This window comes from Arthrobacter sp. GQ119, from assembly GCF_059759125.1.
Genome location: NZ_JCAXEA010000020.1, coordinates 1 through 23,865 on the forward strand (window position 1 = coordinate 1; position 23,865 = coordinate 23,865).

The window sequence follows — 23,865 nt, forward strand, 5'->3', positions numbered from 1 at the left end:
CCACACGCCCGGGACCATCAGCGACGCAGTCTCCTGACGCCCCACCAATTGCAGGAATCCACTTGTGCCCGGCAGGCCAACTGACGCGCAAGCCAAGACTCAAGGAGCCAAATGAAAGGCCAGAATGTCGTCCTTCGCTGAATGGGAAATCCGAGCCACCAGCCGGCACGACCTTGAAGAACAGCTCGAAGAAGCAGTCCGACAACTCCAGCAACTTGCCCCGCACACAAAGACACACGGAATCCTCATCACACGGCATCGGCACAATCACTACACAGTGGCCTTGTCCGAAACCGTCCCATTCGGAATGACCCAGGAACTTGATCAATGGTCTGGATCTCCCGAACCAGGTTGACAACCACATGCAGCATTACTTAGAACGCGCGAAACACTGGCACTGTCTCATTTCCTAGGAAGTGAACGCCCTGGGCTGGTCACTTACGCTCCCATTGGTTCTTTTGCTGGCGATCATCATCGTACCTACACTACTGGCAGGCGCATGCTCTCCCTATGGCACCGGCCAGGAGACTCGAGGCGGACAATAGATCCCTTTAGAAAGTGACTGGCAAATGAGCTCCAGCCCCGAAACTGCCCGAAGCATAGCCATCTTTTGCGGTTCCTCCGCCGGAGCCGACCCGGAGTACCTCAATGTTGCACGGGAAGTAGCCCGCAAACTTGTTGAGAATGACGTCACCATCGTCTACGGCGGGGGAGCGGTCGGGCTGATGGGCGCCATTGCCGATACAGCCCTTGAAGCAGGCGGGCGCGTGGTCGGTGTTCTGCCTCGTGCTCTCATTGAGGGCGAGATCGGCCACAATGATCTGTCCGAAATGCATGTGGTGGAGACCATTCATGAGCGCAAAGCCGTCATGGCTGAACTTTCGGATGCCTTTCTTGCCCTTCCGGGCGGGGCCGGCACCCTGGAGGAGATCGCCGAGCAATGGACGTGGGCGCAGTTGGGTTTTCATCAGAAGCCATGCGCATTCCTGAATACGCGCGATTTCTACAGTCCGCTCCGCGACTTCGCCAACCGCATGGTCGACGAAGGCTTTATGAAACCCGAATACGCCCAGATGTTGATCTTCGAAAAGGAAATCGAGCCCATCCTCAACGTGTTTACCGGCTATGTCGCACCACCCAAAAAGTGGATCACCTCGAACGCGAAAGAACTAGCCGAAGCATGAACAACTACTGAGCTCCGGCCTCTGTGTCGCCCAAGCTCAGGTGCTCAACGGTGCACCTGTTGCCTGTCCCTACCGCTAGCGTCGCGGTGAGTCGTTGTCGCCCGCAAATAGTGCTTGGGCAACCACGGCGGCCACTTGGAAAGGGAACTTCTGAGACTTCTCCCCCGCCCGTTTTCAAAGACCGAATTGATATTCCGTAAAGCTACGGTAACAAGTGCGGCTCGGCGGGAGAGTGGGTTCCCGCTGGCCTGGCGTAGCGCAGGTACGGGTAGACCATCTCCCTGCTGATCCCGTAATCGCGGGCAAGGATGACTTTCGAAACGCCGCTGCCGGCCCGCTGGACCAGCTCATCTGCACGTTCCGGTGTGAGAGTCTTTTTCCGCCCTTTGTAGGCCCCGCGCTGCTTCGCCAGGGCGATCCCTTCCATCTGGCGTTTCCTGATGAGGGAACGCTCGAATCGGCAAAGGCGCCCATGACCGAGAGCATGAGGTTGGCCATGGGGGAGTCCTCACCCGTACAGACCTGGCTCTCCTTGACGAACTCCACGCGCATGGGTGCGTACACCGGGTCAACGGTTACTCCGGTTTCCTGGGTGAATGCGTCACAGATTCTGTCGTCGAGGGCCTTCTTCATAGCGAGGGTGATGAAAAGTGTGACAGGGCGTTGGGTGAATGAGTTCCCCATGGAAGGTCCGTTCTGGTTCAGGTATGGGAAGAGACAGTTGCTGACAGCGGGAATGTCTCAGCGTTGGGTAGTCACGCTGCGTCCTCGCCATGCATCCGGATCAGAGTTGGATTCGGGTGCATTTGGTTTCTTGGTAGGCTTCCAGGCCTTCGGTGCCGCCTTCGCGGCCCAGACCGGATTGTTTGGTTCCGCCGAAGGGCGTGGCGGGGTTGGAAACGAGCCCGCGGTTAACGCCGGTCATGCCGGCGTCGATGGCGTTGGCAACGCGCAGGGCGCGTGCGAGGGTGCTCCTGTTGCATGCTGTGGGGGAGTAGAGTGCGGCGGGCCCGGTGCCGTTCCGGGCCCGCCGCGGCTTTTAGGCGCTTAGGCGCGGGGTGAGCCAGCGGCGGAAACGTTCTCCATGGACCACGGGGTCGATCAGCAGCAGCTTGGTGCCGGGTTCGTTGCCGGGTTCGGTGCGGGCGTGGATGAACCAGGGGCCGGGGGCGTCCAAGGTCCGCTTGAGGGCGTCGGTGAGCTCTTCGACGTTGCCTGCGCGGAGGACTTTCAGGTCCACGGATTCGGCGATTCGGCCCAGGTCCAGTTTCTCGGCGTGCGTGGGGATGGATGCGGTCGAGGCGTAGACGCCGTTGTCGAGCAACACGATGACGAGGTTTTCGGGGGCCAGGTAGCCGGCCGTCAGGGCAGCTCCCGGGTTCATCAGCAGGGACCCGTCACCTTCGATGACGACGGCGCGGGATACCGGGGTCCCTTCGATGGCCTGGGCGAGGCCGGTGCCTACCGAGATGGCCAGGCCCATTGCGTCCAGGAGGTACAGGTGGTTCTCGCGGTCCTCGATCGAGGCCAGTTCACGGCTGGTCGCCGCGCATGTGGCGATCACGGGAAGGTCGGAGGTTGCGTCAACTACGGCCCGGAGGGCTTCGATGCGTTTCATGCTTTGGCCTTTGCGTCTTTGTGGTCGAAGAACTCCATCAGGACAACGACCGGGCGGAATGTCATTTTTGCGTGGTTGCCGGCTTCCTTGACCGTGGCGCCCCAGTCCTCTGCGGGGTTGCGGCGGTCTACACGGAACACCGGGATGTTGGTTGAGCGCAGCAGTTCGGGGACGGGCTCGGAGATGCTGTGGATCATCGAGTTGTACTCGCCAAGCCCACCGCGGGTGTTGGCTACGATCAGCAACGGCAGGTGGTAGGACACAGCGAACGTCGTCAGCGCTGTCAGGGCATTGCCGAAACCGTTGTCCTGCATGATGACGACACCGAACTTGTCGGCGAACGGGTAGGCCCCGACAAGGCCGATGGCTTCCTCTTCCCGGGACACCGGATACACCAGGGGAAGATCGCCGTTGGTCTGGGCTTCGAGGACTCCGTTGATGATCGGTGCGATGCTCGCGCTGGGAACGTACGCGATACCGTCGGGGGCAAGCCCGACAAGCGCGTCCACCACCTCCCGGTGGCGGTCCTGAGTAATAGTGGTTCTCATAAGGTATCTCCTTGTAGATCGTGCCTCGGAAGGATCTGGATTAACTGATCTGGTTAGTTGTCAGGCTGATATCACTGGTCATCTACTGGTGCTGGGGGTTTGTCCTTTACCGATGGTGGCGGGTCGGTGTTGGATGTGGCGACCACTGCGACCGCGCCAACAAGCATTCCTGCATTGGTCCAAAAGACGCCGAGGGTGCCTAGGGGAGCGGCCAGGGCACCGACTGCCAGGGGTATGGACATCTGGCCGAGGCGGTTGGCGGTCATTCGCAGGCCAAGGACGGCTCCGTATCGTGATGCGTCTGTTTGACTGACCGCCCAGGACAACGTGAGAGGCTGTGGTAATCCGAGGCCTATGCCGAGCCCGATCATGACCAGATAGGCGCCGGCTTGCCCGACGAATGGGAGTGCCAGAAGGGCTGCGGCGCCAACTGAGATCGAGATGATCAGCAGGGATTTCCGTCCGATACGGTTGATAAGCCAAGTCATGCCCAGCCGGCTGGCTACTGTCACGCCGGCTCGTACTGCCAGGAGCACGCCGACCTCGGGTGCGCCAATTCCCTTTTCCGTCGCCCATAAGGGAATGTAGGCGTACATCAGGTCGAGGGTAACGAGGACAGCTGCACTGACTGTCATTGACCTCCACAGGCGGGACGCTCGCAGCGGGTGGGTTTGGGGTTGGGTATCAGCGGCTGTTTTTGCCCGCTGAAGTTTACGCCGGATGAGGTCAGAGCGGCGAAGTCCCAAATGGAGTAGGGCTGCCGGCAGAGCGGCGGCGGCACAGATGATCAGACCCGTGCCGGTGTCGGGCAAGCCGTTGCCTTTCCCCGACCCGACTGTGGCGAGTAACAGAACTGCCGGTGGCCCGATGAGCTGCCCCAGGGACATGGCGGTGGACATTGCGGCAAAAGAATTGTCCCGTGTCAGGGAGCTGCTGCTTTGGGCGGTGAAGGATTGTTGCCCCACCATTACTAACAGGTGCCCCAAACCAATCAGGGCGCTGAAGAGCAGCAGGGAGGGCAAACCCGGTAACACCAGCATGGCAAGTGTTGCGGCGGTCGCGAGGATGAGGCCCACCAAGGTCAGGGCCGCGCCTCCGACTCGATCCGCCAGCCGTCCAGCCGGCACAGCTGTGAATAAGGCTGGGAGCGCGAAACTTGAAGCCAGGACACCCAGGCCCGCTGTGTCTGCTCCCATGTCAATGGCTCTGTATCCGATGATTATCCGCACGCCTGTCCAAACGGCTTGGGTGAACACCGCTTGGGTCCCCAAAATCAGGTTTCCTCGTTCCTTTCTCACTCAGCCGTGGGACCCAGAGGGGTGCGTCCTGCAACACTTTGCCTCGCCCGCGTGGGTTCCTTCACCTCCTCCCCGGCTCTTTCCGGTTGCATATCATCTGCATTCATCGAGTGCCGGGTCATCGATGTTTGCTGAGTCAGGAACATCTGGGCCGCGTTACGGCTTCGCCGGGGCAGCCACCGGCTTGGCGTTCTGCATGAAGGTAAGCTTCCAGTCGTTTCCGGTGCGGACCCAGACGGCGACGAAACGGAGGTCCAGGGTGCGTGCTTTCCCGTCCTGATGCTTTGAAGCATGGAGGAGGCCGTACATCAAGGCTGCATCGTCCGAAATTGGTCGCACGACGGTCTGTTCATGGATGAAGTCGGTCCAGGCGAACTCTCCTGAACCGATGGCGGTCAGGTATGCGTCTTTGTCCTCTGACCTGCCGCTTGCGTGGATGTAGGTGAAGTCAGGCGCGAGAATGTGCCCGAGGCCTGTGGTGTCCTGCCCCTTAAGCGCTTCGGTGCGGGCATGTTCAGCGGCTTGGATCTGTTCATGGATTGTTGTGGTTGTCATCGTGTGGCTCCTTGGAAGCACGGTTCTGCCCTTGTGGAGAAGGGGCTTTGGCCGATTGGGGGTGGGTGTCAGTGGATTTTGGCGCGTGGGTCGTGCCGTGCCACCCGGCTAAGGAGATAGTCAACTTCTGATTTGGCTGTTTCGCTGAGTTTGGCGCCGGGGCTGCGTTGAGCGTCGGAGGCCAGGATGCCTCGTTTCTTGAGGACGTACTTTCGCACGGCGAGGCCGGCGGCGCCGGGTTGCTGTTCGTAGCGGATCAGCGGGAGGTGCGCGTCGAAGAGGTCGTGCGCGAGGTCGCGGTCCCCTTCTGCGGACATACGAACAACGTCAACGAGCATTTCCGGGAAGCAGTACCCGGTCATGGCCCCGTCGGCACCTCGTTCAACTTCGAAGTCCAGGAAAGCCCCGCCGAAACCACACAGGATCGACAGGTGAGGAATTTTCCCTTCTTCTTCCAGCGCGCGGAGCTGGCTGATCTTTTCCAGACCGGGCCAATCCTCGTGCTTGAGCATGACGGCGTTTTCGTTCTCCACCGCGATCCGGCGGATGACGTCCGGTGCCATGACGACCGAGAAGGTGAGCGGGAAGTCCTGGATGACAAACGGGGTGTCCTTGCCGATGGCGTCAGCGGCCCCGCGGTAGTAGTTCACGATCTGGTCATCGGTGCGCAGCGACGCCGGCGGGGCGATCATCACGCCGGCGGCGCCGAGAGACATCACCTTCGCGGACAATGCACCCATGGCGGCGTAACCGGGGGCGGAGACACCAACGATGACAGGGACCTTGGACCTTTTGATGAAGCGTTCTGCGACTGCTTCTGCTTCAGCGGTGGTGAGTTTGGGTGCCTCACCCAGGGCCCCGAGGACGGTGATGCCGTTGACACCGGCGTCCTGGTAAAAATCGGTAAGCCGGTCAATGGAGGAAAAATCGATGTCTCCGTTGTCATGGAAAGGCGTGGGGGCGATCGCGTAGACGCCCATTTCCGTGCGGTTGAGTTTCATGGTGTGGCTTTCCTTCTCGGGTGGTGGCCGGCGTGTGCCGGCCACCAGGTGAAAGGACCGGGACCGGTCCCGGTTAGACGCTGGGGATCAGGCCGCCATCGACCCGGATAACCGAACCGGTGATATACGAGGCGCCTGTTCCGGCGAGGAACGTGACGGTCTGGCCGTATTCGTCCGGGTTGCCGTAGCGCTGGACGGGGATGGAGGCGGTGCTTTCGGCCGTGACCTCGGCGACCGGGCGGTTTTCGCGCTTGGCCTTTGCCTCGTCCAGGGACGTGATCCGGCCGGTTGCGATACGGCCCGGGAGGACGATGTTGGAGGTGATCCCGAAGGGGCCAACTTCCCGTGCGAGGGTCTTGGACCAGCCGACCAGGGTTGAACGCAGGGAGTTGGACAGGCCCAGGTTCGCGATCGGGGCGATGACTCCGGAGCTGGTGCTGGTGATGATGCGGCCCCAGCCGCGTTCCTTCATGCCCGGGAGCACACGGTCGGTCAGGGCGATGACTGGAAGGACCATGGACTGGAAATAGGAGTTCCAGGTCTCGATCGGCTGGCCGTGGACCAGCGTGGGGGGCGGGCCGCCGGTGTTGTTGACCAGAATGTCGATCGGGCCCAGCTCCGCCTCGATCTCCGCGACCTTCTTCTCGAGCGCAGAGACGTCGGCAAGATCCCACGCGAAGGACTTAGCCGTCCCGCCGGCGGCGTTGATGGCTGCGGTGGTGACATCTGCGTACTTCGATTCAATGTCAGCGACAGCTACCTTCACACCTTCAGCGGCCAGGGAACGGGCAATAGCGCCGCCCAGGCCTCCGCCGGCGCCCAGTACGAGGGCGACCTTGTCTTTGATACCTAAATCCATCGAGTATTCCTTTTCTCTAGAGTGAATAAATTCATGTGGCCTTCACGGCGAGCACGGGGCAGTCAGCTTCCAGAAGGATGCGCTGGGACACGCTGCCTAAAATGATCTTGCCGACCGGGCTGCGCCGGCGGAGTCCTATCACGATCATCGACGCGCCCTGCTGTTCGGCGGCGTCCAGTACCTCGGCGGCTGCGTCGTGGCCGCGCACCGGTTGCTTGATGACGTGGTTGATGCCTGCGGCGGCCAACCGTTCGTCGATGCTTTGGATCACAGGTTCGCCCGCGAATCTCTCATCCACTACTGCATCGCCTCGGGATGAGTTGATGACCACGAGGGTTGAGTTACTGTTGCGCGCTTCGGAAATGGCTTGGGAGAGCGCTGCTTCGCCTTCCGGTGTGGGGACGTATCCAACCACGATTGTCATAGCGTTCCTTAGGTCAACGAATGAGGGGTGCTGCTTCCACAGTCATCCGCGCAGTTCCACCCGCGCCGGGTTCTGGGGAGACGGGCGTCACTTGAGGGGTCGGGACCGGTGACGCGTCGCGGCCTAAATGCAGCGACGCGTCACGGAGTCTTGGTGCATCAGTAGGAGCTGGGATCCGATGTCATCGGTGGGACTTCACCGTTTCTGATGGTCTCGATGCGCTGGCGTTCTTTTTCGGCCCGCTCTTCTGCATTGGCAAGGGCTGTGCCCACACTGGCCTGGGGCACGATGACCACTCCGTCCGTGTCAGCCACGACGATGTCGCCGGTAGCGACCGGCCGTCCTGCGAGGGTGATCGATTCGCCGATGGTGCCTGGGTCCTTCTTGCCGGCGTGGCGCATGGCCACCCCTGTAGAGAAGATGGGGAATTTCAGCAGCTCTATTTCGTCGATGTCCCGCACGGTCCCGTGAATTACCAAGCCCGCGACGCCTCGGAGCAATGCTATTTCGGTCAGGATCCCGCCCCAGTAGCCGAACTCGAGCCCTCCGGCTTCGACAACGAGAATGGAACCGGCGGGAGCCTCCCTGACGGCCCGCTGGAGTGCCAGGTTGTCGCCGTCTTTTGCCTGAACGGTGTAGGCGGGGCCTACGGCTTTGGCGCCCTTCCAGACGGGACGGATTTTGGGGTCGACCCACCAGTCCAGGCCCGTGCCTTCGTAAACGGTGCTGGTACCCAGGGCGAGGAGCCGGGCGTGTGCCTCTGGTTTGGTGTTGATGGTTTCTGTCGCGGTCATGGTTTCTGCTTCTTTCACTGGTCTGTTGCTGCTACTTTTGGGCCCGTGCCACGGGGACCAGGTTTTGCCACTTGGTGTCCAGGTCGTTCCAGGTTTTTTCGGCCCACGCTGAGTCCTGGAATCCGAAGACGTAGCCGCCGGCTTCCATTTGCTTGGTGAACGCAGGATCCTTGATCGCTGCTTCGGATGCGCGGGAAATGGCGTCTTCCAGAGTTTTCTTGACGTTGTCCGGGATTCCTGCGGGGGCGGACATGACGCTGAAGGACTCCCACATCACGTCATACCCCTGGTCTTTTGCCGTGGGCACGCTTTTGAACCCGGGAATCGGCTGCTCGTCAAGGGCTGCGAGCGACTTCACTTCGCCGGTATCGAGCTGGGCTTTGAAGGTGGGGACGGAGCCAAGGGAAATGTCGATCTGGCCGCCGAGCAGTGCGTTGAGTTTTTCGGTGCCGCCGTCGAAGGGAACGACTTTGAATTGGGTTCCCGTTTTCTCCATGAAGTTCAGGGCGGCGATGTGGTCATCACCGGTAAGCCCGTCGACGCCCACGGTCAGGGTTCCCGGAGCTGCTTTGGCGGCAGTCACCAGTTCAGCAAGGTTTGTCCAGGGGCTGTTCTTAGATGTGGCCAGGATTCCCCGGAAACGGTTGATGCCAGCCAGGGGTTGGAAGCTGTCCTTGTTGTAGGTGGCCTTCTTGTCCGGGTTGATGTAGGCGAGGGAGGACGGAAGGTTGGTTAGGCCAATGGTGTGCCCGTCCTTGGGTGAATTAGCCAGCTGGGTGAGGGAGATCTGTCCTCCGGCTCCAACCTTGTTTTCGACCAGGACCTCGGTATCGAGTTCCTTGGACAGGAATGGAACTAGTGCGCGGACCAGAAGGTCGGAGGATCCGCCGGCAGAGTAGCCCATGATGATGGTGACTGGTTCCTTGCCGGGGAACTCCGCTTCCGGGTCGGCGGCGGTTCCAGAGCTGCTCAGCGATGAGCAGGCGCTCATGCTCAGGGCCAGAACCGCTGTGGCTGCGGCTGCTGTCAGCCGGTTGAATTTGTTCTTCATTACACGTTCTCCTTTGAAGGTGTTGGGGTGGTGTCGTGGGCGGTGTCGCCGGTCGTGGACGTGTGGGAGGTTTCTCTCAGTTCGGCGGGTACGTCCAAGAAGGGCTTGCCTCGCCTGTTGTTGAGGACCCGGACTGCGGGTGGGACAACCAGGGCAGCGAAGGCCAGGGCCATGAGGGTTGCTGAGAACGGGCTTCCAACAAGGGTGGAAACATTTCCGTCGGCGAGTAGAAGTGCCCGGACGAGGTTCTCCTCCAGGATTGAGCCGAGCACCATGGTCAGAGCGATGGGCGCCAGCGGGACGTCAAGTTTGCGCAGGACGTATCCGACGATGCCGGCTACGAGCAGGACCAGGATGTTGATGGGTGCGCCGGTGACGATGTAGGCGCCGAGGATCATCAAGCCCACGACAGTCGCGAACAATATGGAGTAGGGAATCTTCAGGATCGCAAGCCACACTCTGATCAGGGGCACATTCATGATGAGCAGAATGACGTTTCCCACGAAGAGGCTGGCAATGATTGCCCAGGCAACGTCCGGGTGATCGCGGAAGAGCAGGGGCCCGGGGGTCAGCCCATGAACGATGAAGGCCCCCATCATGATCGACATGGTGACCGAGGACGGGATGCCCAAGGTGAACATGGGAATCATTGTGGCGATCCCGAGGGAATTGTTGGCCGTTTCCGGGCCTGCAACGCCCTCGACGGCGCCTTTGCCGAACTCGTCTTTGCGCCTGGAGAGCTTCTTTTCCACCACGTAGGAGGTGAAGGTTGCAGCTGTTCCAGGGGAGCCGGGGAGAAGGCCCATGAAGAAGCCGATGACACTTCCACGCACCATCGGGGCCCAGGAGCGTCGCCAGTCTTCGCGTGAGGGGGCTATCCGGCCGAGTTTGCTGATCCGTCCTGTAACGACCCGTTCTTCCAGTCCGACGAGCATCTCGCTGAGGCCAAACAAACCCATTACGACGGCTATCAGGTCGATGCCATCGAAGAAGTCCGGTAGGCCGCCCGTGAACCGGGGAGTCCCAAGAACGGGATCGAGACCAACCAATCCGATGCTCAGGCCAATGAAGGCACAGGCAAGGCCTTTGATGAGGTGCCGCCCGGAGAGCCCGACGACCAGCGCGAGTCCCAGCACGCCTATGGCAAAGTATTCCCTCGCCCCGAGCGTCAAGGCAGCCATGGCAAGGGGGGCTGCAACGACCATTCCGAGGATGCCTATGGTTGCTCCCACGAATGACCCAACAGCGGCGATAACCAGGGCCGGGCCGCCCCGGCCCTTTTTGGCCATTTGAAAGCCTTCGAGGGTAGTGGCGACAGAGGAAGGCTCTCCCGGAACGTTGAGCAGGACAGCGGTGATGGTGCCGCCGTACATGGACCCGTAGAGAATCGCTGCGATCATGATGATCCCTGGGATGGGCCCAATCACGAAGGTCACAGGCAGCAGGAGGGCCATTGCAGCGGGAGGGCCGAATCCTGGCAGGATTCCCACGACCATTCCCAGGGCACATCCAAGAAGTGCGAACAGCAGGTTGAGGGGTGACAGGACTTCTTGGAAGCCCATCATGAGGTTTGAAAAGATGTCCACGTTGACACCGCCTTTCGGCTGGAGCCTTGCCCTCTTTTACAGCGGGCAAGCCAGGCTTTCGGGCAGGCAGAGATCGCCGGTCCCGATACTGGATGAAAGCGTTACAGGAGTCCCACCAGGAGGGGACGGAGAACGCCGGTGGGCAACTGAATGCCCAGGAGCGTCGTGACGAGCAGGAAGGTTGCTGCAGCGAACAGCGGACCGGTGATGATCGCTGCCCGCCAGCGTCCGCCGCCGAGAATGGTCAGTGCACCGACCGCCAAAGCCATCGTCAGGGGGTAACCCAAGGGCAGCATGACAAATGCAGATGCGCAGACGACCGCGAAGCTAAGTGCTGAACGGATCAAGGCAGAGCGGTCCGGTGGCGGTTCCACCTCGTCGTCGACCTTGTATTTGTTAAGGACTGTTCCCATGAACCAAGCTGCCCCCAGACCAAGCAGCGCCACCCCAATGATCGCCGGGAACATCCCGGGACCAGGCAGGTTCCCCACGGTGAACGCGTATTCCCGGCCGGAGAGTAGGAGCAGGAGAGCAAACCCTACCGTCCCAACAGAGCCGGCAAAGTTTGCGATTCTGAAGCCACGTGCACTCCAGTGGCCGTGGCCAGTGGTAACTGCCTGCTCAGGCAAAGTGTGAAGGCTCATCATCACCAACCACCCTTGCCAGATCGTCGAGTCGTCGCAGAGCCTGCGTGGTGCGGCTGCCTGCAAGATGGACAATTGCCGCCTGCAGGGCGTAGACGACAAGGGTGGGAATTACAACTGACCGTTGATCGGCGCTGGGTCCCCTTCGGGCGACAAGGATCTGATCCGGCCGGGGGTCGAAGGTAAGTCCCTCTTCATCGGCGATGACGGCTGTTCCGGCGCCCAAGGCTTGCGCGTATCCAAAAATCCGGCCCAGCCGTGGCTCCGGGCGCCGGAACACAAAGGACAACAAGAGGTCATCCTTGTCCATCGTCACCAGATGCTCAGCGATGAGCCGTCCGCTCAACGGAAGCTGCACGGTCTCTATGCCCAGCCGTCGAAGCCGACGGTCAAGAAGCGCCAAAACGGTCTGGGCGTACGGAGGACCAAAGAGGTATACCTTCCGTGCTTCCAGTATCCGCCGTGCAAGGTTGTCGATGTCCTCCTGTGGAAGGGTACGGGCAAGCCGCTGCATGGCAGCGCCTTCATCTTCCACCCATGACGCAAGAGTGTAAGCGGAGTCTTTTCGGATGTTCATCCGCTCGGCGCTGGACACCGGGGCCTGACCCTCACGTGCCAGGCTTTCCCGAAGCTGGCTGTACCCCGTGTAGCCCAACTGCGTAGCCAGCCTGGTCATCGTTGTCTCGTGAACGCCAAGCAGAGCTGCCACCTTGGCCGCGGGGAGTTTGGCCATTTCCTGTGGATCAGTCAACAACAGGTTTAGTGCTTTACGCCCGGTCTCCGAGAGGTTTCCCTCGAAGTGACGAGCCGTTTCCAGAATTCCCATGACTCCAACCTCGTTGGTAATCTGCGTTCCTGCGCAGGACAGCAGGCTATCTGTCTCTGTTCTTGCAAGTCAATAGGCAGGGCCTCCGCTGCGCCTGCCCTAACAGGCGCGAGAGCGCGAGAGGACAGCGCCCGGTAGGGCTCGTTACTAGCCTTTTGAGGCGTGGACGGCACCATGATGCGGCGGGCGGTTGAGCTGAAGAGGATCCGCGCGTGGCTCCTGCCGTGGACGCAGGTTGGCTTCTCACCTGCTCCTAGCTACTTGGCTGTCGGATTCACCGGCACGTCGAAGCCGTCATGATGCTGCCGTTGGCCAAAGTGCTGTGCTTGTTTCCGGTGACTACTGTCGGTCCGGCAGTATCTCGAATGGCCCTGGCGTTTGCGACCTTGCAGGGGCTGAAATTCCTCAGTCGTGGGCCGTCATCCGGTAACTGAGAGGTTGCCTGCCAGTTCGCGGGGCTCCACCCACACAGCATGACCTTCAGCGGCTTTTAAAGAGCGCCCTCACACGGGGGACACGCACTTCCGGCGAGGATGGTCCGAGTACGAGGCTCCACCGCTGAGAGCCAGGCGAGCTGGATCGTGCGTATGAACGCGGTGATCTTGCAGGCGCTCCCCCGGCCAATTTTAAACGCCGATAACCGTGATTCCGTAAGCCTGGCGTGGTTGCTGTTGCGTCAGCGGCTGGGCCTGCAGGGCAGGTGTTACGGCAGCTTGGCCTGGCGCAGGTACTGGTACACCGTTTCCCGGCTGATGCCGTAATCACCGGCCAGGACGGATTTGGGAGTTCCATTGGCCGCACGCTGTACCAGCTCGGCCGCCCGTTCCGGTGTGAGGGTCTTTTTCCGACCTTTGTAGACGCCGCGCTGCTGGGCCAGGACGATGCCTTCGCGCTGCCGTTCCCTGATGAGAGCGCGTTCAAATTCGGCGAATGCCCCCATGACGGAGAGCATGAGGTTGGCCATGGGGGAGTCCTCCCCAGTGAAAACCAGCTGCTCCTTGACGAACTCCACGCGCACGCCCTTGCGCGTGAGGCCCTGGACCAGGGCCCTCAGGTCATCGAGGTTGCGGGCGAGCCGGTCCATGCTGTGCACCACGACGGTGTCCCCGTCGCGCGCGAACCGCAGCAGCTCCGTCAGTTGCGGTCTGGATGTGTCCCTTCCCGAGGCTTTGTCGGTGAAGACCCGATCCAGAACCTGACCCTCGAGCTGGCGTTTCTCGTTCTGGTCCAGTGTGCTCACCCGCACGTATCCGATCCGCTGTCCAGCCACCAGAGCCTCCAAAGACATCAACTGTCAGATTGAGTTCTAAGGCCTTTATTGGAGCAGGTCAAGATATTTGGGTCGTTTGATTTCAGATTGAGGTGAGCTTCAACTTGGTACGGGGCCCTGCCGGTTTCGACCCGTTCGAGCTCTTCGTTGGGGCCTGGAGCTTGAGGGCCGGCGAAGGGCGGCTGCAGTGGAACCCGTGGGTGGAGCCTTCGGTCCCGTCCAGCGCCTCCACGGGCCTACTTTCTGGACCAGGGCCGGCGGCCGGTGCGCTCCGCCAGTCGCCGAATCCGAAGGAGGTGCCTTCAACACTCTTGGGCAGGGGACCGCACGCGGTTGTTTAGTAATGATGGAAGGGGTGTTCTATCGGCATCCGCAGGATTGGCGTATCGCCAGTTCGGGGATGGTCTTATCGATTGATGTTGGAGCACCTGGGTCTTTGATTCGTTCCAGCAGCATCCGTGCTGCCCGCCGGCCGAGTGCTTCACCTTGGGTCGCGACGCTGGTCAATGGCGGTTCCCACAGTGCGGCTCCACCAATGTTGTCGTAGCCAATCACTCTGGTTTCGGTGCCAAGGCCATGGATTCGCAGGGCGCGGTAGAGGCCGAAGGCGACGCTGTCGCTGTGGCAGATGATGCCGTCCGGCAGGGGTCCGGCAGCAATGAGCCGTTGGCCAAGTTCAAGGCCTCCTGCTCCGGTCACCGGCCCGGGCATGTCGATGAGGGACGAGGGATCCAAGCCATGGCGGGTAAGGGCCTCTTTCACGCCGTTGCTCCGGTCGGTGCGGGACAGGATCGCAGGAAGGCCACCTAAGTAGGCAATGGACTCACAGCCGTGGGTTTCGAGCAGGTGAGTGGCTGCAAGTCGCCCACCAACCAGATCGTCTGCCCCAACATAGGGTGCATCGACGTCCTTGATGTAGCGGCTGACCAGCACGTGCTCCATTTTCCATGCCCTCAGTTCTTCCACGAGGGAGGGCTTTGTTCCGGTGGCCGGGACAAGGGCAAGCCCGGCAACCTGGTGCTCGCGCAGTTTCCGGATGGCGTCGTGCTGACGCGCGGGATCATCTCCGGTATTTACCAAGAGGGGCAGGTACCCGGAGTCTGTCAGCCCGGTTTCCAGGCCGTGGATAACTTCCCCGAAGAAGGGGCTGGCTATATGCGTTACGACCACGCCGATCGTATTGGCCGTCTGCGTCCGCAGGGAAGCCGCACCCCGATTGTAGACGTAACCGAGGGCCTGCATTGCCTCGGTGACCCGTTGGCGCGTCTCCTGGGAGATCCGGCCGGTTTCCCTCAGCACCAGCGACGCGGTGGCCCGCGAGACGCCGGCATGGTCGGCAACGTCCTGCAGTGTTACGGGTCCGGTCACGGATGCCTCCTCGGCTGGCTAGGTCCACCTGGCGAGAATTCTCCCACGTCAGGTGATAGATAAATGATATATCGATCTATCGGATAACACGATCATCTCTGAAGCCCGACGCCACTTGGAACTTGGAACAGCTCCGTTTTTCAAGTAGCTGCTTGACAGTGATTCGAAGCACATGCTCCCATTGGTGCTAGATCGATTGATCAACTTCCCCATCAAGGAGACCCTCATGAACGCAAAGAAGCGGCATATTGCGGCAGCGGTGGCTGTTGCGGGAGCCCTGGCGCTTTCGGCCTGCACTCCGGCAGGCGAACAGCCCGCGGAGAACCAGAAACTGACGGTGTGGACCTTGGAGCGTCAGCCCGACCGGGTGGAGATCCAGAAGAAGATCGCCGCGGACTTCACCAAGCAGTCCGGCGTGGACGTGGAGATCGTGGCGGTGGATGAGGCGCAGTACAACCAGTTGCTGGTGTCCTCGGCGGCGTCGGGGGAGTTGCCGGATGTTATCGGCGGTCTGGGCCTTCCCGGCGTCGGCGCCCTGCAGGCCAACGATCTGCTCGACGGTGATGCCGCGGCCCGCGTGGTGGAGGACCTCGGTAAGGACACGTTCGCCGCTCGCTCGCTGGAACTGGCCAGCTTGGATGGCAAGCAGTTGGCCGTCCCGAGCGACTCTTGGGCCTCGGTGCTGGTCTACCGCAAGGACCTGTTTGACAAGGCGGGCCTGAAGGCCCCCGAAACCTACGACGACATCCTGAAGGCCGCCCGGGAGCTGACTGGCGACGGGCGTGTTGGTTTCTCCGGGTTCACCACAAACCAGGAAACCTTCGAACATCTGGCCCTGGCCAACGGCTGCCAACTCGTCGACCAGGACAAGAAGATCAGCCTCGAAAGCCCCGAATGCGTCGAGTCCTTCACCTTCTACCGGGAACTGATGACCAAATACTCGGTTCCCGGCGAGCAGGACGTCAACACCGCCCGGTCCAACTACCTCTCCGGACGTTCCGCCATGACAGTGTTCTCCTCCTTCATCCTCGATGAACTCGCAGGCCTCCGCAAAGACATGCTGCCCTCCTGCGCCGAATGCGCAGGCGACCCCGGCTATCTGGCCAAGAACACCGGCGTCGTGACCGCCATCAAGGGACCGAGCGGTTCCGCGCCGGCGCAATTCGGTTCCCAGGTCAACTGGGCTATTCCCGTTGAAGCCGCACCTGCGGCGTCGGACTTCGTGAAGTACATGATGAGCGACGGCTACGAGCGTTGGCTCGCCTTCGCCCCGGAGGGCAAGGTGCCCGCCCGCCAGGGAACCAAGGACAAGCCGAACGCGTACGTGGACGCCTGGAAGGCCCTCCCGTCCGGAACAACCACCAAGGCGCCGCTGTCCGACTTCTACCCGCAGTCAGTGATCGAGCAGTTGAGCGGCTCACCGGAGAAGATGACACTGTGGGCAGTTCCCGAAGGTCAGGGCGCATTGGCCGGTGCCCTGCTCGCCGAGCAGCCCGTGGCCAAGGCCATCAACTCCATGGTGACCGGCGGAACCTCGGGACCGGACGCTGCCAGGAGCGCCGCTGACACGGCCCGGAACATCCAGTCCACGCTCAAGTAACGGACAGAACCATGAGTAATGTCACTACACTCCGCCGCGGCGGAAGCGTCAGCCGCCGCCAGGCCCGGGCAGGCATCGCCCTGGTCTCGCCCAGCGTCATCATCGTCCTGGTCCTGGTGGTCGTGCCGATCCTCTGGACCGTCATGCTCGCTTTCCAGGACGTACGTCTCATCCAGATCCGCAGGGTCAACCTGTTCGGCAACTACACGATCGACAACTTCGTCAGCGTCCTTACCTCCGAAGCGCTCTGGTCCTCCCTTGGAACCACCCTCACCTACTCCCTGCTCGGTACCGGCGGCGCGATTGTCGTCGGACTCATGGCGGCCCTGGCGCTTCGGCACGCATTCCGCGGACGCACCCTCGTCAGGGCAGCCATGCTGTTGCCCTACGTCTCCCCGGTGGTGGCCGCGGCATTCGTCTGGAAGACCATGCTCAACCCGCAGTTCGGAGTCGTAAACGCGTGGGGGACAGGGGCACTGGGCTGGGACCAGCCAATCTCCTTCCTCACCACCCGCACGAGCAACGTCGAGATCCTGGGGCTGACCCTTCCTGTTCCTACCGCCCTCTTCACGGTTATCGTCTTTGAAATCTGGCGGACGTTTCCGTTCGTGTTCCTCTTTGTGACCGCCCGCCTGCAGGCCGTTCCCAAGTCCATCGAGGAAGCGGCCCGCATGGACGGGGCCGTTCCCACCCAGATGTTCCGTCACATCCTGCTGCCCCAGCTGCTGCCGACCATCGCTGTGCTCAGCGTGCTCCGCTTCATCTGGACGTTCAACAACTTCGACGATGTCTACCTCCTCACCGGTGGTGGTGCCGGCACCGAAGTGGTCAGCGTGGGAGTGTTCAACTACCTGATCGGCCGCGGCGACATAGGATCCGCCGCGGCCCAGGCGCTGGTCCTGGCGGCCATCCTGACCGTCATGGTCCTGATCTACATGAAGTTCGCCGTCAAGGACGAGGAAGTGGCCTGATGACCGTCTTGAACGAATCCCCCGTACGGAGCGCCCCTTCCACACCCCGCCCGCCCCGGAAACGGAACTTCTCCCGGGACACCGCGGAAACCAAGGTCTTCCGGGTACTGCGTTGGGTCGTGATCGCCGCCCTGCTGCTGGTCACGGTCTTCCCCTTCTACTACATGGTCACCCTGTCCGTGCGCGACATCGGCTCACTCATTTCCGACCCCGCCCGGATCTGGCCCAACCTCACCGAAATCAGCTTCGACGCCTACACCAGCGTCCTCGCCTCCGTGGCCGACGGCGGCCAGGGCTTCACCGGCTTCATCATCACCAGCGGCCTGGTGGCCCTGGGAACCGTCGTGCTGACCCTTATGATCGCCGTCCCCGGTGCCTATGCGGTGAGCCGCCTGCAGTTCTTCGGCCGCCGCCAGATCAGCGCACTGTTCCTGGCCGTCTACCTGTTCCCGAGCATCCTGCTCGCCGTCCCGCTGTTCGTGTTTTTCACCAGGCTGGGGCTGCGCGGCGCCGTCGGCGTGCTGCTGGTCGTCTACGTGTCCCAGACCATCGCCGTGTCGATCTTCATGCTCCGCAACTACTTCCAGACGATCCCCGAAAGCCTCGAAGAAGCTGCCGCGTTGGACGGCTTGGGCCGGATCGGGATCATGCTGCGCATCAGCCTGCCGTTGGCCGGGCCGGCTATTATGTCCAACGCGCTGTTTGTGTTCATGATCGCCTGGAACGAGTTCCTTTTCGCATTGCTGTTTCTGGTGGAAGACCGCGACAAGTGGACGGTGTCCCTGGGCCTGGCTCAGCTTTCGGGTAGCCTCGAGGTCCCCACCACGGTGCTGATGGCCGGGTCGGTTATCCTCACGCTGCCGATCATCATCCTCTTCTTCGGCAGCGAACGCCTGCTCGCCGAAGGTCTGACGGCAGGAGCCGACAAGTGACCGACACGCTCCCAGTCAGCGCCTCACATCCCGCCACTGCGGCAGCAACAACAGACAGCGATGCCATGCCGGTGCGCTTCACCGACTACCGGGTGCAGGACCCGGGAATCCGCAGGCTCTTCGATCTCGAAGCGCGCTGGGAGAGCTGGCTCCAGGTGGAAGCGGCGCTGGCCCGGGCCCAAGCCCAGCTCGGGATCATTCCCGTTGGTGCCGCCGAGGTCATTGAGGCGAACGCATCACTAGCCTGCCTTGATGCGGCAGCGATCCGCCGCGGCATCGCGGCCACCAGTCACCCTCTGATGGCACTCATCACCGAACTGAGTCGGGCTGCCGGAGAGACCCACGGCGGCTGGGTGCATTGGGGAGCCACCACTCAGAACATCACCCAAACCGGCGATGTTCTGCAGCTCAAGAAGGCACACACAATCCTGCTCGCCCAGCTCCGCGGCGTCCTGGCCGCCGCCGCCGCCCTGGCCCGCAAGGGCGCCTCCGCGGTAATGGCAGGACGGACACACAGCCAGCAAGCCGTCCCCATCACCTTCGGCTTCAAGGTCGCGGTATGGATCGATGAACTGCTCCGCCACCAGGAACGCCTCATTCAGCTCGAACCCAGGATCTTCAACGCCATGGCAGGAGGGGCAGTCGGAAGCTTCGCCTCCATGGGACAGGACGGCCCGGAAGTCCAGCGACTCATGGCGAAGGATCTGGGGCTCGGAAGCATGAAGATCCCCTCACGAGGCATCGGCGACCAATTCGCCGAATACGTCACGGTGCTAGCCATCCTGGCCGCAACAGGCGGCAGGATAGCCGGAGAAATCTACAACCTGATGCGGCCCGAAATCGGTGAAGCCCGGGAAGCCTCCCCGGAGGGAACCGTGGGCAGCTCGACCATGCCGCACAAACAGAATCCCCAGCTATCCCAGGACGTCATCACCATCTCGGCGCAAATCCGATCCCACGTACCCCTCGCCCTGGAAGCCATGCTCCACGACCAGGAAGTCAATGGCGCCAACACCGCAATGATGGACGATGCCCTCAGCCGATCTGTGATCCTCACAGGCGACATGCTGGCCAGGCTCCAACTCATCCTCTCCCAGCTGGAAGTCGACGAGGAACGCATGCGGGCAAACCTGGAAATCACCCACGGCCTGATCTCCTCAGAAGCGGTCATGCTCTCACTCGGGCACACAATCGGCAGGCAACACGCCCACGATGTCGTGTACGAATCAGCACACGAAGCCATCCGGACAGGCCGCCAGTTCGGAGACGTCCTTAGAACCGACCCAGCCGTGACTGCCCACCTGGACCGGCAAGAAATCACCAAGCTACTCGATCCCCTCAGCCACGTCGGACTCTGCCAGGAAATGGCCCTCCACGCCGCCCAGCGGGCACAAGCAGCAGCCGAACGCGAACAACAACCCTGAATTGAGATCTTCGGCACCCTGAAAATACCCGACATGGCCACCAGCGCACATCCGGCGAGGCTAGCCGGGTGTGCCACTCGTCGTACCAACCGCCGTGGCAAGGAGCCGGCGGACGGATCTCAACGGGCGCCGATTCCGGGCTTCCGCCCTCCGCCTTGCGTCGCTGCATGCTTATGACTGGGGTATGCCTCGATGTTTCCAACTCCCAGAAAGCCTGTTCACACTCGCTGATAGGCTTCCTAGCTTTTCATTGTTTGCACCGCGCTTCCGGCGCCAGCTGCCACACTCAGAACGCCCAAATACCTGCCCTTAGACGCATTGATTGCCCCTACTTTCGGGCCGTTCGAACGCCGATAAGGAAGATTCTGCAAAGCCGGCCGAGTAGGGGAGTGGTTGAAAGCGGCTCATCGGCACGTGAAGGGAGGGCCCCTTTCGGTCCTCCCTCAAACCAGTTAGTCTTCCTTCGCTTCTTCCAGGACTGCACGGGCTGCTGCGGCATCGTGAAGGTCCGGCAGGTACTTTTCCTGCTCTTCGATCCTGCGCCGGTAGAAGTCGTGGGCGGCTTGTTTCGTGATCCCCAGCGCTTCGCCGATCTGGGCCCACGTCGCGCCGGCTTCGCGTGCGGATTTGATGACGTACCAGCGCCTGGCCGTGAGCAGTTCGACAGCCTTCGCGTTCGCACGCAGCGCCTCCAGCGCTGCGACTTCCCTTACCTCGGCGAGGAACTGCGCTGCGGCCACCCGGGCTTGGTCACTGCCGGTGGCAGAAACTTCCCGCCAGGTCTCGCCGCGGTTGAAGTCTTCCCACACTCTGAGCAGCTCGTGGACATCTCCGCCGCTGAGGGCTTGATCGACCGACCCCGCGTCATCGTTCATGAAGTCAAGCTAGCTTGACGACTCCGGCCGGTCAAGGGGAGCACACGTGGTTCTGTGCTGCCCCGGGAGGGGAGCGTTCGTAGAACGGCCTCGCGCCGAATCGCTCCGCGTCTTGCGGCAGGCGCCGGAAATGGCGAAACTCCGGCCAATAGCGGTTGGCCGAAGTTCCATCCCACATTCTGCAGGCTGAACCTTGAAGCTGGCTGGGAAGGGTGAACGGCTCTCGAGGGCATCACGGACCGTCATCTCGGTCGATGCTTCCGATTTTGATGCTTAGGCTGTGGGCATGAGGGTTGCAAAGACCGACACCGTCGCCGGGCTGCCGGCCGTGCTGGCCCGCTCGATTGTCCGCAAATTCAGAGGTCGCGAGATGGTCGCCGAGGCCGTGGCGGACCTGCTCGAAGGGACCGGATACGACCATGAAGCCGTCCTCGCGGAGCTGGAAGCTGCCGGCTACATGGAGAAAGTCCGGGTCGACACCGACGGCGACGTCTGGTGGGACTCGACCATCCAGGGCAATGCCCTGGCGATGGCAAGCTTCGGGAAGCCGATCAGCAGAAAAACCGCAGACCGCCTGGTCGCAGGGTTGGTGGAACGGGCGCAGGCCTACAACGGCGATCCGGGCAAACCCCTGTTCATCGGCACGCTCAGGGTTTTCGGAAGCTACCTCAGCCCGGGCATCGATCCACTCGGCGACGTCGACATCGAGCTCACGTACGGCAGAAGAATCACAGACCGGCAGGCGCTCTCGGACTACACCAAAGCCACCGGACGATCGTTCGGGACATACTTCGACCAACTGATGTGGCCGCAGACCGAACTGGTCCGGCACCTGAAGAAACGGTCCGCGTCCATCAACATCACGCTCGAGGACATCACCACGATTACCGACACCTTCGACACCATCTACAGCATCGACACAGACCCGGGCGCAGTCCCACCACCTGCCGACAGAACCCTCATCGGAAGGTGAAAAACGCGCCAACAACCGACCTTCCGTCAAGCTGTGAGACGCGGCCGGGGTAGAGGTCACTCCCTCTTACAGATAGGGCAGCGGCCCCTGTAAGAATGGATTTCATGGACATCCTTAACGCCGGGGCGGGGGCAGACCAGGACTCGATTCTGGAGCTGCGCGTGGAGCTCGTCGGCAGCGAGCCTGAGATTTGGCGTTTATTCCAACTCCGGAACTCCTTGGCTCTGAATCAGGTGCACCAGGTGCTGCAGACAGCCTTTGGCTGGGAGGACGCGCACCTGCACAGGTTCACAGCAGCTGATCCGTTCGCGCCGCTACGGCCCGTCGGCGGCGCATTTCCGGAGGTCCCACAGTGGCTTCCCCGGCAGGAGTGCGAAGAACCGGCGGACAGGCCTGAGGAGGATTGCTCCCTGGATCAGCTGCTCACACTGGGGTCGGGCGGAGCGTTTTACGAATACGACTTCGGTGACAGCTGGCTTCACCGGCTCGAGCTCATTTCCCGCCGGCCCGCGGACGAAGACAGCGTGCCGGCCCGGCTGATCGATGGCGCCCGGCGCGGCCCGCTGGAAGACTCCGGAGGATTCCCCGGGTACGAGGAGATCATGGACGCACTGGCCGACCCGACGCATCCCGACCACGCCGAGCACTCGGCCTGGGTCGCCGACGTAACCGGTGCCGATGATCCTTTTGACCCTGCGTTCCTCGACATTCCCGCCGTGAACCGGACGCTGGCCGAGCAGTTCCGACGTACGCAGTCTGGGGAAAAACGCGGTAAGTGACGGACAGGAAACAGCCCCTTTTCGGGGCACTCCCCCGCCTGTTTTAAAAGGCCAATAACGGGCGTTTCGTCAACCTGTCTCGGCCGGGCAAACCCGTGCTTGCTGAGATCACGCGGCCGGAACTGGTGGCGGCTCTGATCCGTCCATGGCTGGAGTCAATTCAGGTTATCCACGGAAGTAGGAGCCGTTGGGGTAGCTCCTGGTAGCAGTAGCGGCGGGTGACCTATGAGAATTGTCCCCCGCTGTGCGCGGGCGGACCGGACTTCTCGTTCAAAGGTGAACCATTCCGGTCGTTCCGAGGACCAGGTAAAGAGCCGTATATCAGCTTTGGGTGTACTTTCCTCGACTGGACGGGCGCATATTTTGGAGGTGAGTCAGGCCGGTCATAAAGGCTTCGAACCCGTCCCTAACAGCATGTTTTAAGGTATCAGGACGACGCTCATACCCAGGGCGCCCAATGCCATGGCGGCGAAAGCGGTCCATAGCACTCCGGAAATGTCGGGAGTGGCCGCTTCACGTGAAATCCCGTGGGAGCTGGTTTTGTAACGAGGGCGCTGCGTGAGGTAGATGGCTGAGGCTGCGCCGGCGGCGACCGCGATGAGCACCAGAATGGGGAAGCCAAGGTGGGGCAGCCAGCGCAGGAAGATGGCGCTAACTGTAACCAGCGCCAGCATTGTCCTGCCCCAGGCAAGGGTTGTTCGCTCCGGCTGCAGCCCGGGGTCCCCGTGCTTTCTACCTTGTGATCCGCTGAACTTCGATTTCATAGAAATCAGGGCAAGACGATGAAGACCAGCACGACGGCGGCAGCCAGTGCCCCCGCCGCGGCCAGCAGGGGCACAATCAGGGGCAGGGGCAGGGATGCCTTATGACGCATACTGTGCTCAACCTTCAGCCAACGCATAGCGGCTCCTCCGCTGAGGAGCATGCCGAGCAGAAGCAGCAGGATAGCTATGCCTTTTCGGACCGATTCAAGAAACAGGTCCGCCGTGAGCGCCTCGATCGCTATGCCACCGGCAAGGAGGGCGAGTGACGTGCGGATCCACGCCAGAAACGTCCGCTCGTTGGCCAGCGTGAAGCGGGGATCGGGTTCGGTTCCGCCTGGCAGGATTCGTTCGGCGAGCCTTCCCCGCTGCGGAGGCTGGCGGGGGTCGCTTTCAAACCCCACTAGAGCGCCAGGGTGCGGAAGCGGCAGTTACCCCTACGCAAGATCCTTTGTCGTGCATGTTCGGTCTGTCTGCCGTGCTGTTTGCCAGTTCTAGCGATTCGTGCCTGTAGTGCAGCAGAA

The 23,865-nt window shown here is 61.7% G+C and carries 25 protein-coding genes and 2 pseudogenes; 7 read left to right on the plus strand and 20 right to left on the minus strand.

The window, feature by feature from the left end:
- Nucleotides 1–328, minus strand: a 328-nt coding sequence (locus tag AC6CH3_RS17635) for a hypothetical protein (protein ID WP_498133649.1), incomplete at its 3' end; no start/stop codon positions are given.
- Between the two features lie 241 nt (nucleotides 329–569).
- Here AC6CH3_RS17635 and AC6CH3_RS17640 point away from each other — a divergent pair.
- Complete coding sequence (locus AC6CH3_RS17640; RefSeq protein WP_498133650.1) at nucleotides 570–1,184, plus strand: LOG family protein; 615 nt, start codon at nucleotides 570–572, stop codon at nucleotides 1,182–1,184.
- Nucleotides 1,185–1,386: 202 nt separating this feature from the next.
- On the opposite strand, the pseudogene AC6CH3_RS17645 reads toward AC6CH3_RS17640, so the two are convergent.
- The 16 genes and pseudogenes from AC6CH3_RS17645 to AC6CH3_RS17720 form a co-directional block, all read right to left on the minus strand.
- Nucleotides 1,387–1,736 (minus strand): annotated as a pseudogene (locus AC6CH3_RS17645) (recombinase family protein); the annotation flags it as partial.
- A 232-nt stretch (nucleotides 1,737–1,968) separates the two neighbouring features.
- Nucleotides 1,969–2,142, minus strand: a pseudogene (locus AC6CH3_RS17650) (aldehyde dehydrogenase family protein); the annotation flags it as partial.
- Between the two features lie 81 nt (nucleotides 2,143–2,223).
- The gene (locus tag AC6CH3_RS17655; RefSeq protein WP_498133651.1) at nucleotides 2,224–2,802 is read right to left on the minus strand and encodes a thiamine pyrophosphate-dependent enzyme; all 579 of its coding nucleotides are present in this window, start codon (nucleotides 2,800–2,802) and stop codon (nucleotides 2,224–2,226) included.
- A complete protein-coding gene (locus AC6CH3_RS17660) occupies nucleotides 2,799–3,350 on the minus strand; it encodes a thiamine pyrophosphate-binding protein (protein WP_498133652.1) in 552 nt (183 codons plus the stop codon). The genes AC6CH3_RS17655 and AC6CH3_RS17660 overlap by 4 nt, the downstream gene beginning before the upstream one ends.
- A 71-nt stretch (nucleotides 3,351–3,421) precedes the next feature.
- Nucleotides 3,422–4,648 carry an MFS transporter gene (locus tag AC6CH3_RS17665; protein ID WP_498133653.1) on the minus strand — a complete coding sequence of 409 codons (1,227 nt, stop codon included), beginning with the start codon at nucleotides 4,646–4,648 and terminating at the stop codon, nucleotides 3,422–3,424.
- Between the two features lie 156 nt (nucleotides 4,649–4,804).
- On the minus strand, nucleotides 4,805–5,203 hold the full coding sequence (locus AC6CH3_RS17670) for a nuclear transport factor 2 family protein (protein ID WP_498133654.1): 399 nt from the start codon (nucleotides 5,201–5,203) through the stop codon (nucleotides 4,805–4,807).
- A gap of 68 nt (nucleotides 5,204–5,271) precedes the next feature.
- Nucleotides 5,272–6,204 (minus strand): dihydrodipicolinate synthase family protein, encoded by a 933-nt coding sequence (locus tag AC6CH3_RS17675; RefSeq protein ID WP_498133655.1) that lies wholly within the window; start codon nucleotides 6,202–6,204, stop codon nucleotides 5,272–5,274.
- 73 nt (nucleotides 6,205–6,277) lie between these two features.
- Nucleotides 6,278–7,063: an SDR family oxidoreductase gene (locus tag AC6CH3_RS17680; RefSeq protein ID WP_498133656.1), complete on the minus strand. Its 786-nt coding sequence runs from the start codon at nucleotides 7,061–7,063 to the stop codon at nucleotides 6,278–6,280.
- Nucleotides 7,064–7,094: 31 nt separating this feature from the next.
- Nucleotides 7,095–7,487, minus strand: coding sequence for a universal stress protein (locus tag AC6CH3_RS17685; RefSeq protein ID WP_498133657.1), 393 nt, complete (start codon nucleotides 7,485–7,487; stop codon nucleotides 7,095–7,097).
- A 158-nt stretch (nucleotides 7,488–7,645) separates the two neighbouring features.
- On the minus strand, nucleotides 7,646–8,281 hold the full coding sequence (locus tag AC6CH3_RS17690) for an RraA family protein (RefSeq protein ID WP_498133658.1): 636 nt from the start codon (nucleotides 8,279–8,281) through the stop codon (nucleotides 7,646–7,648).
- 31 nt (nucleotides 8,282–8,312) lie between these two features.
- Nucleotides 8,313–9,332, minus strand: a complete 1,020-nt coding sequence (locus AC6CH3_RS17695; RefSeq protein WP_498133659.1) for a tripartite tricarboxylate transporter substrate binding protein — start codon at nucleotides 9,330–9,332, stop codon at nucleotides 8,313–8,315.
- A complete protein-coding gene (locus AC6CH3_RS17700) occupies nucleotides 9,332–10,918 on the minus strand; it encodes a tripartite tricarboxylate transporter permease (RefSeq protein WP_498133660.1) in 1,587 nt (528 codons plus the stop codon). The genes AC6CH3_RS17695 and AC6CH3_RS17700 overlap by 1 nt, the downstream gene beginning before the upstream one ends.
- Nucleotides 10,919–11,019: 101 nt before the next feature.
- Nucleotides 11,020–11,565, minus strand: coding sequence for a tripartite tricarboxylate transporter TctB family protein (locus AC6CH3_RS17705; protein ID WP_498133730.1), 546 nt, complete (start codon nucleotides 11,563–11,565; stop codon nucleotides 11,020–11,022).
- Nucleotides 11,540–12,388: a MurR/RpiR family transcriptional regulator gene (locus tag AC6CH3_RS17710; protein WP_498133661.1), complete on the minus strand. Its 849-nt coding sequence runs from the start codon at nucleotides 12,386–12,388 to the stop codon at nucleotides 11,540–11,542. The genes AC6CH3_RS17705 and AC6CH3_RS17710 overlap by 26 nt, the downstream gene beginning before the upstream one ends.
- A gap of 703 nt (nucleotides 12,389–13,091) precedes the next feature.
- Nucleotides 13,092–13,658, minus strand: coding sequence for a recombinase family protein (locus AC6CH3_RS17715; RefSeq protein ID WP_498133662.1), 567 nt, complete (start codon nucleotides 13,656–13,658; stop codon nucleotides 13,092–13,094).
- 360 nt (nucleotides 13,659–14,018) lie between these two features.
- Complete coding sequence (locus AC6CH3_RS17720; protein ID WP_498133663.1) at nucleotides 14,019–15,026, minus strand: LacI family DNA-binding transcriptional regulator; 1,008 nt, start codon at nucleotides 15,024–15,026, stop codon at nucleotides 14,019–14,021.
- Nucleotides 15,027–15,252: 226 nt separating this feature from the next.
- On the opposite strand from AC6CH3_RS17720, the gene AC6CH3_RS17725 reads away from it, so the two are divergent.
- The 4 genes from AC6CH3_RS17725 to AC6CH3_RS17740 are packed head-to-tail and all read left to right on the plus strand — an operon-like array spanning nucleotide 15,253 to nucleotide 19,953.
- Nucleotides 15,253–16,626 carry an ABC transporter substrate-binding protein gene (locus AC6CH3_RS17725; RefSeq protein ID WP_498133664.1) on the plus strand — a complete coding sequence of 458 codons (1,374 nt, stop codon included), beginning with the start codon at nucleotides 15,253–15,255 and terminating at the stop codon, nucleotides 16,624–16,626.
- 11 nt (nucleotides 16,627–16,637) lie between these two features.
- Nucleotides 16,638–17,597 (plus strand): carbohydrate ABC transporter permease, encoded by a 960-nt coding sequence (locus AC6CH3_RS17730; protein WP_498133665.1) that lies wholly within the window; start codon nucleotides 16,638–16,640, stop codon nucleotides 17,595–17,597.
- Nucleotides 17,597–18,529, plus strand: a complete 933-nt coding sequence (locus AC6CH3_RS17735) for a carbohydrate ABC transporter permease (protein WP_498133666.1) — start codon at nucleotides 17,597–17,599, stop codon at nucleotides 18,527–18,529. The genes AC6CH3_RS17730 and AC6CH3_RS17735 overlap by 1 nt, the downstream gene beginning before the upstream one ends.
- Complete coding sequence (locus AC6CH3_RS17740; protein ID WP_498133667.1) at nucleotides 18,526–19,953, plus strand: class-II fumarase/aspartase family protein; 1,428 nt, start codon at nucleotides 18,526–18,528, stop codon at nucleotides 19,951–19,953. Before AC6CH3_RS17735 ends, AC6CH3_RS17740 begins: the two co-directional genes overlap by 4 nt.
- A 452-nt stretch (nucleotides 19,954–20,405) precedes the next feature.
- Here the strand turns inward: AC6CH3_RS17740 and AC6CH3_RS17745 are convergent, their stop codons facing one another.
- Nucleotides 20,406–20,828 (minus strand): hypothetical protein, encoded by a 423-nt coding sequence (locus tag AC6CH3_RS17745; RefSeq protein WP_498133668.1) that lies wholly within the window; start codon nucleotides 20,826–20,828, stop codon nucleotides 20,406–20,408.
- Between the two features lie 286 nt (nucleotides 20,829–21,114).
- Here AC6CH3_RS17745 and AC6CH3_RS17750 point away from each other — a divergent pair, with 286 nt between their 5' ends.
- A complete protein-coding gene (locus AC6CH3_RS17750) occupies nucleotides 21,115–21,801 on the plus strand; it encodes a hypothetical protein (protein WP_498133669.1) in 687 nt (228 codons plus the stop codon).
- Between the two features lie 104 nt (nucleotides 21,802–21,905).
- Nucleotides 21,906–22,580, plus strand: coding sequence for a plasmid pRiA4b ORF-3 family protein (locus AC6CH3_RS17755; protein WP_498133670.1), 675 nt, complete (start codon nucleotides 21,906–21,908; stop codon nucleotides 22,578–22,580).
- Nucleotides 22,581–22,999: 419 nt separating this feature from the next.
- On the opposite strand, the gene AC6CH3_RS17760 is transcribed toward AC6CH3_RS17755, so the two are convergent.
- Together AC6CH3_RS17760 and AC6CH3_RS17765 are read right to left on the minus strand one after the other, a co-directional pair.
- Nucleotides 23,000–23,344 (minus strand): DUF202 domain-containing protein, encoded by a 345-nt coding sequence (locus tag AC6CH3_RS17760; RefSeq protein WP_498133671.1) that lies wholly within the window; start codon nucleotides 23,342–23,344, stop codon nucleotides 23,000–23,002.
- A gap of 5 nt (nucleotides 23,345–23,349) precedes the next feature.
- Complete coding sequence (locus tag AC6CH3_RS17765) at nucleotides 23,350–23,745, minus strand: YidH family protein (RefSeq protein WP_498133672.1); 396 nt, start codon at nucleotides 23,743–23,745, stop codon at nucleotides 23,350–23,352.
- Nucleotides 23,746–23,865: the final 120 nt, after the last annotated feature.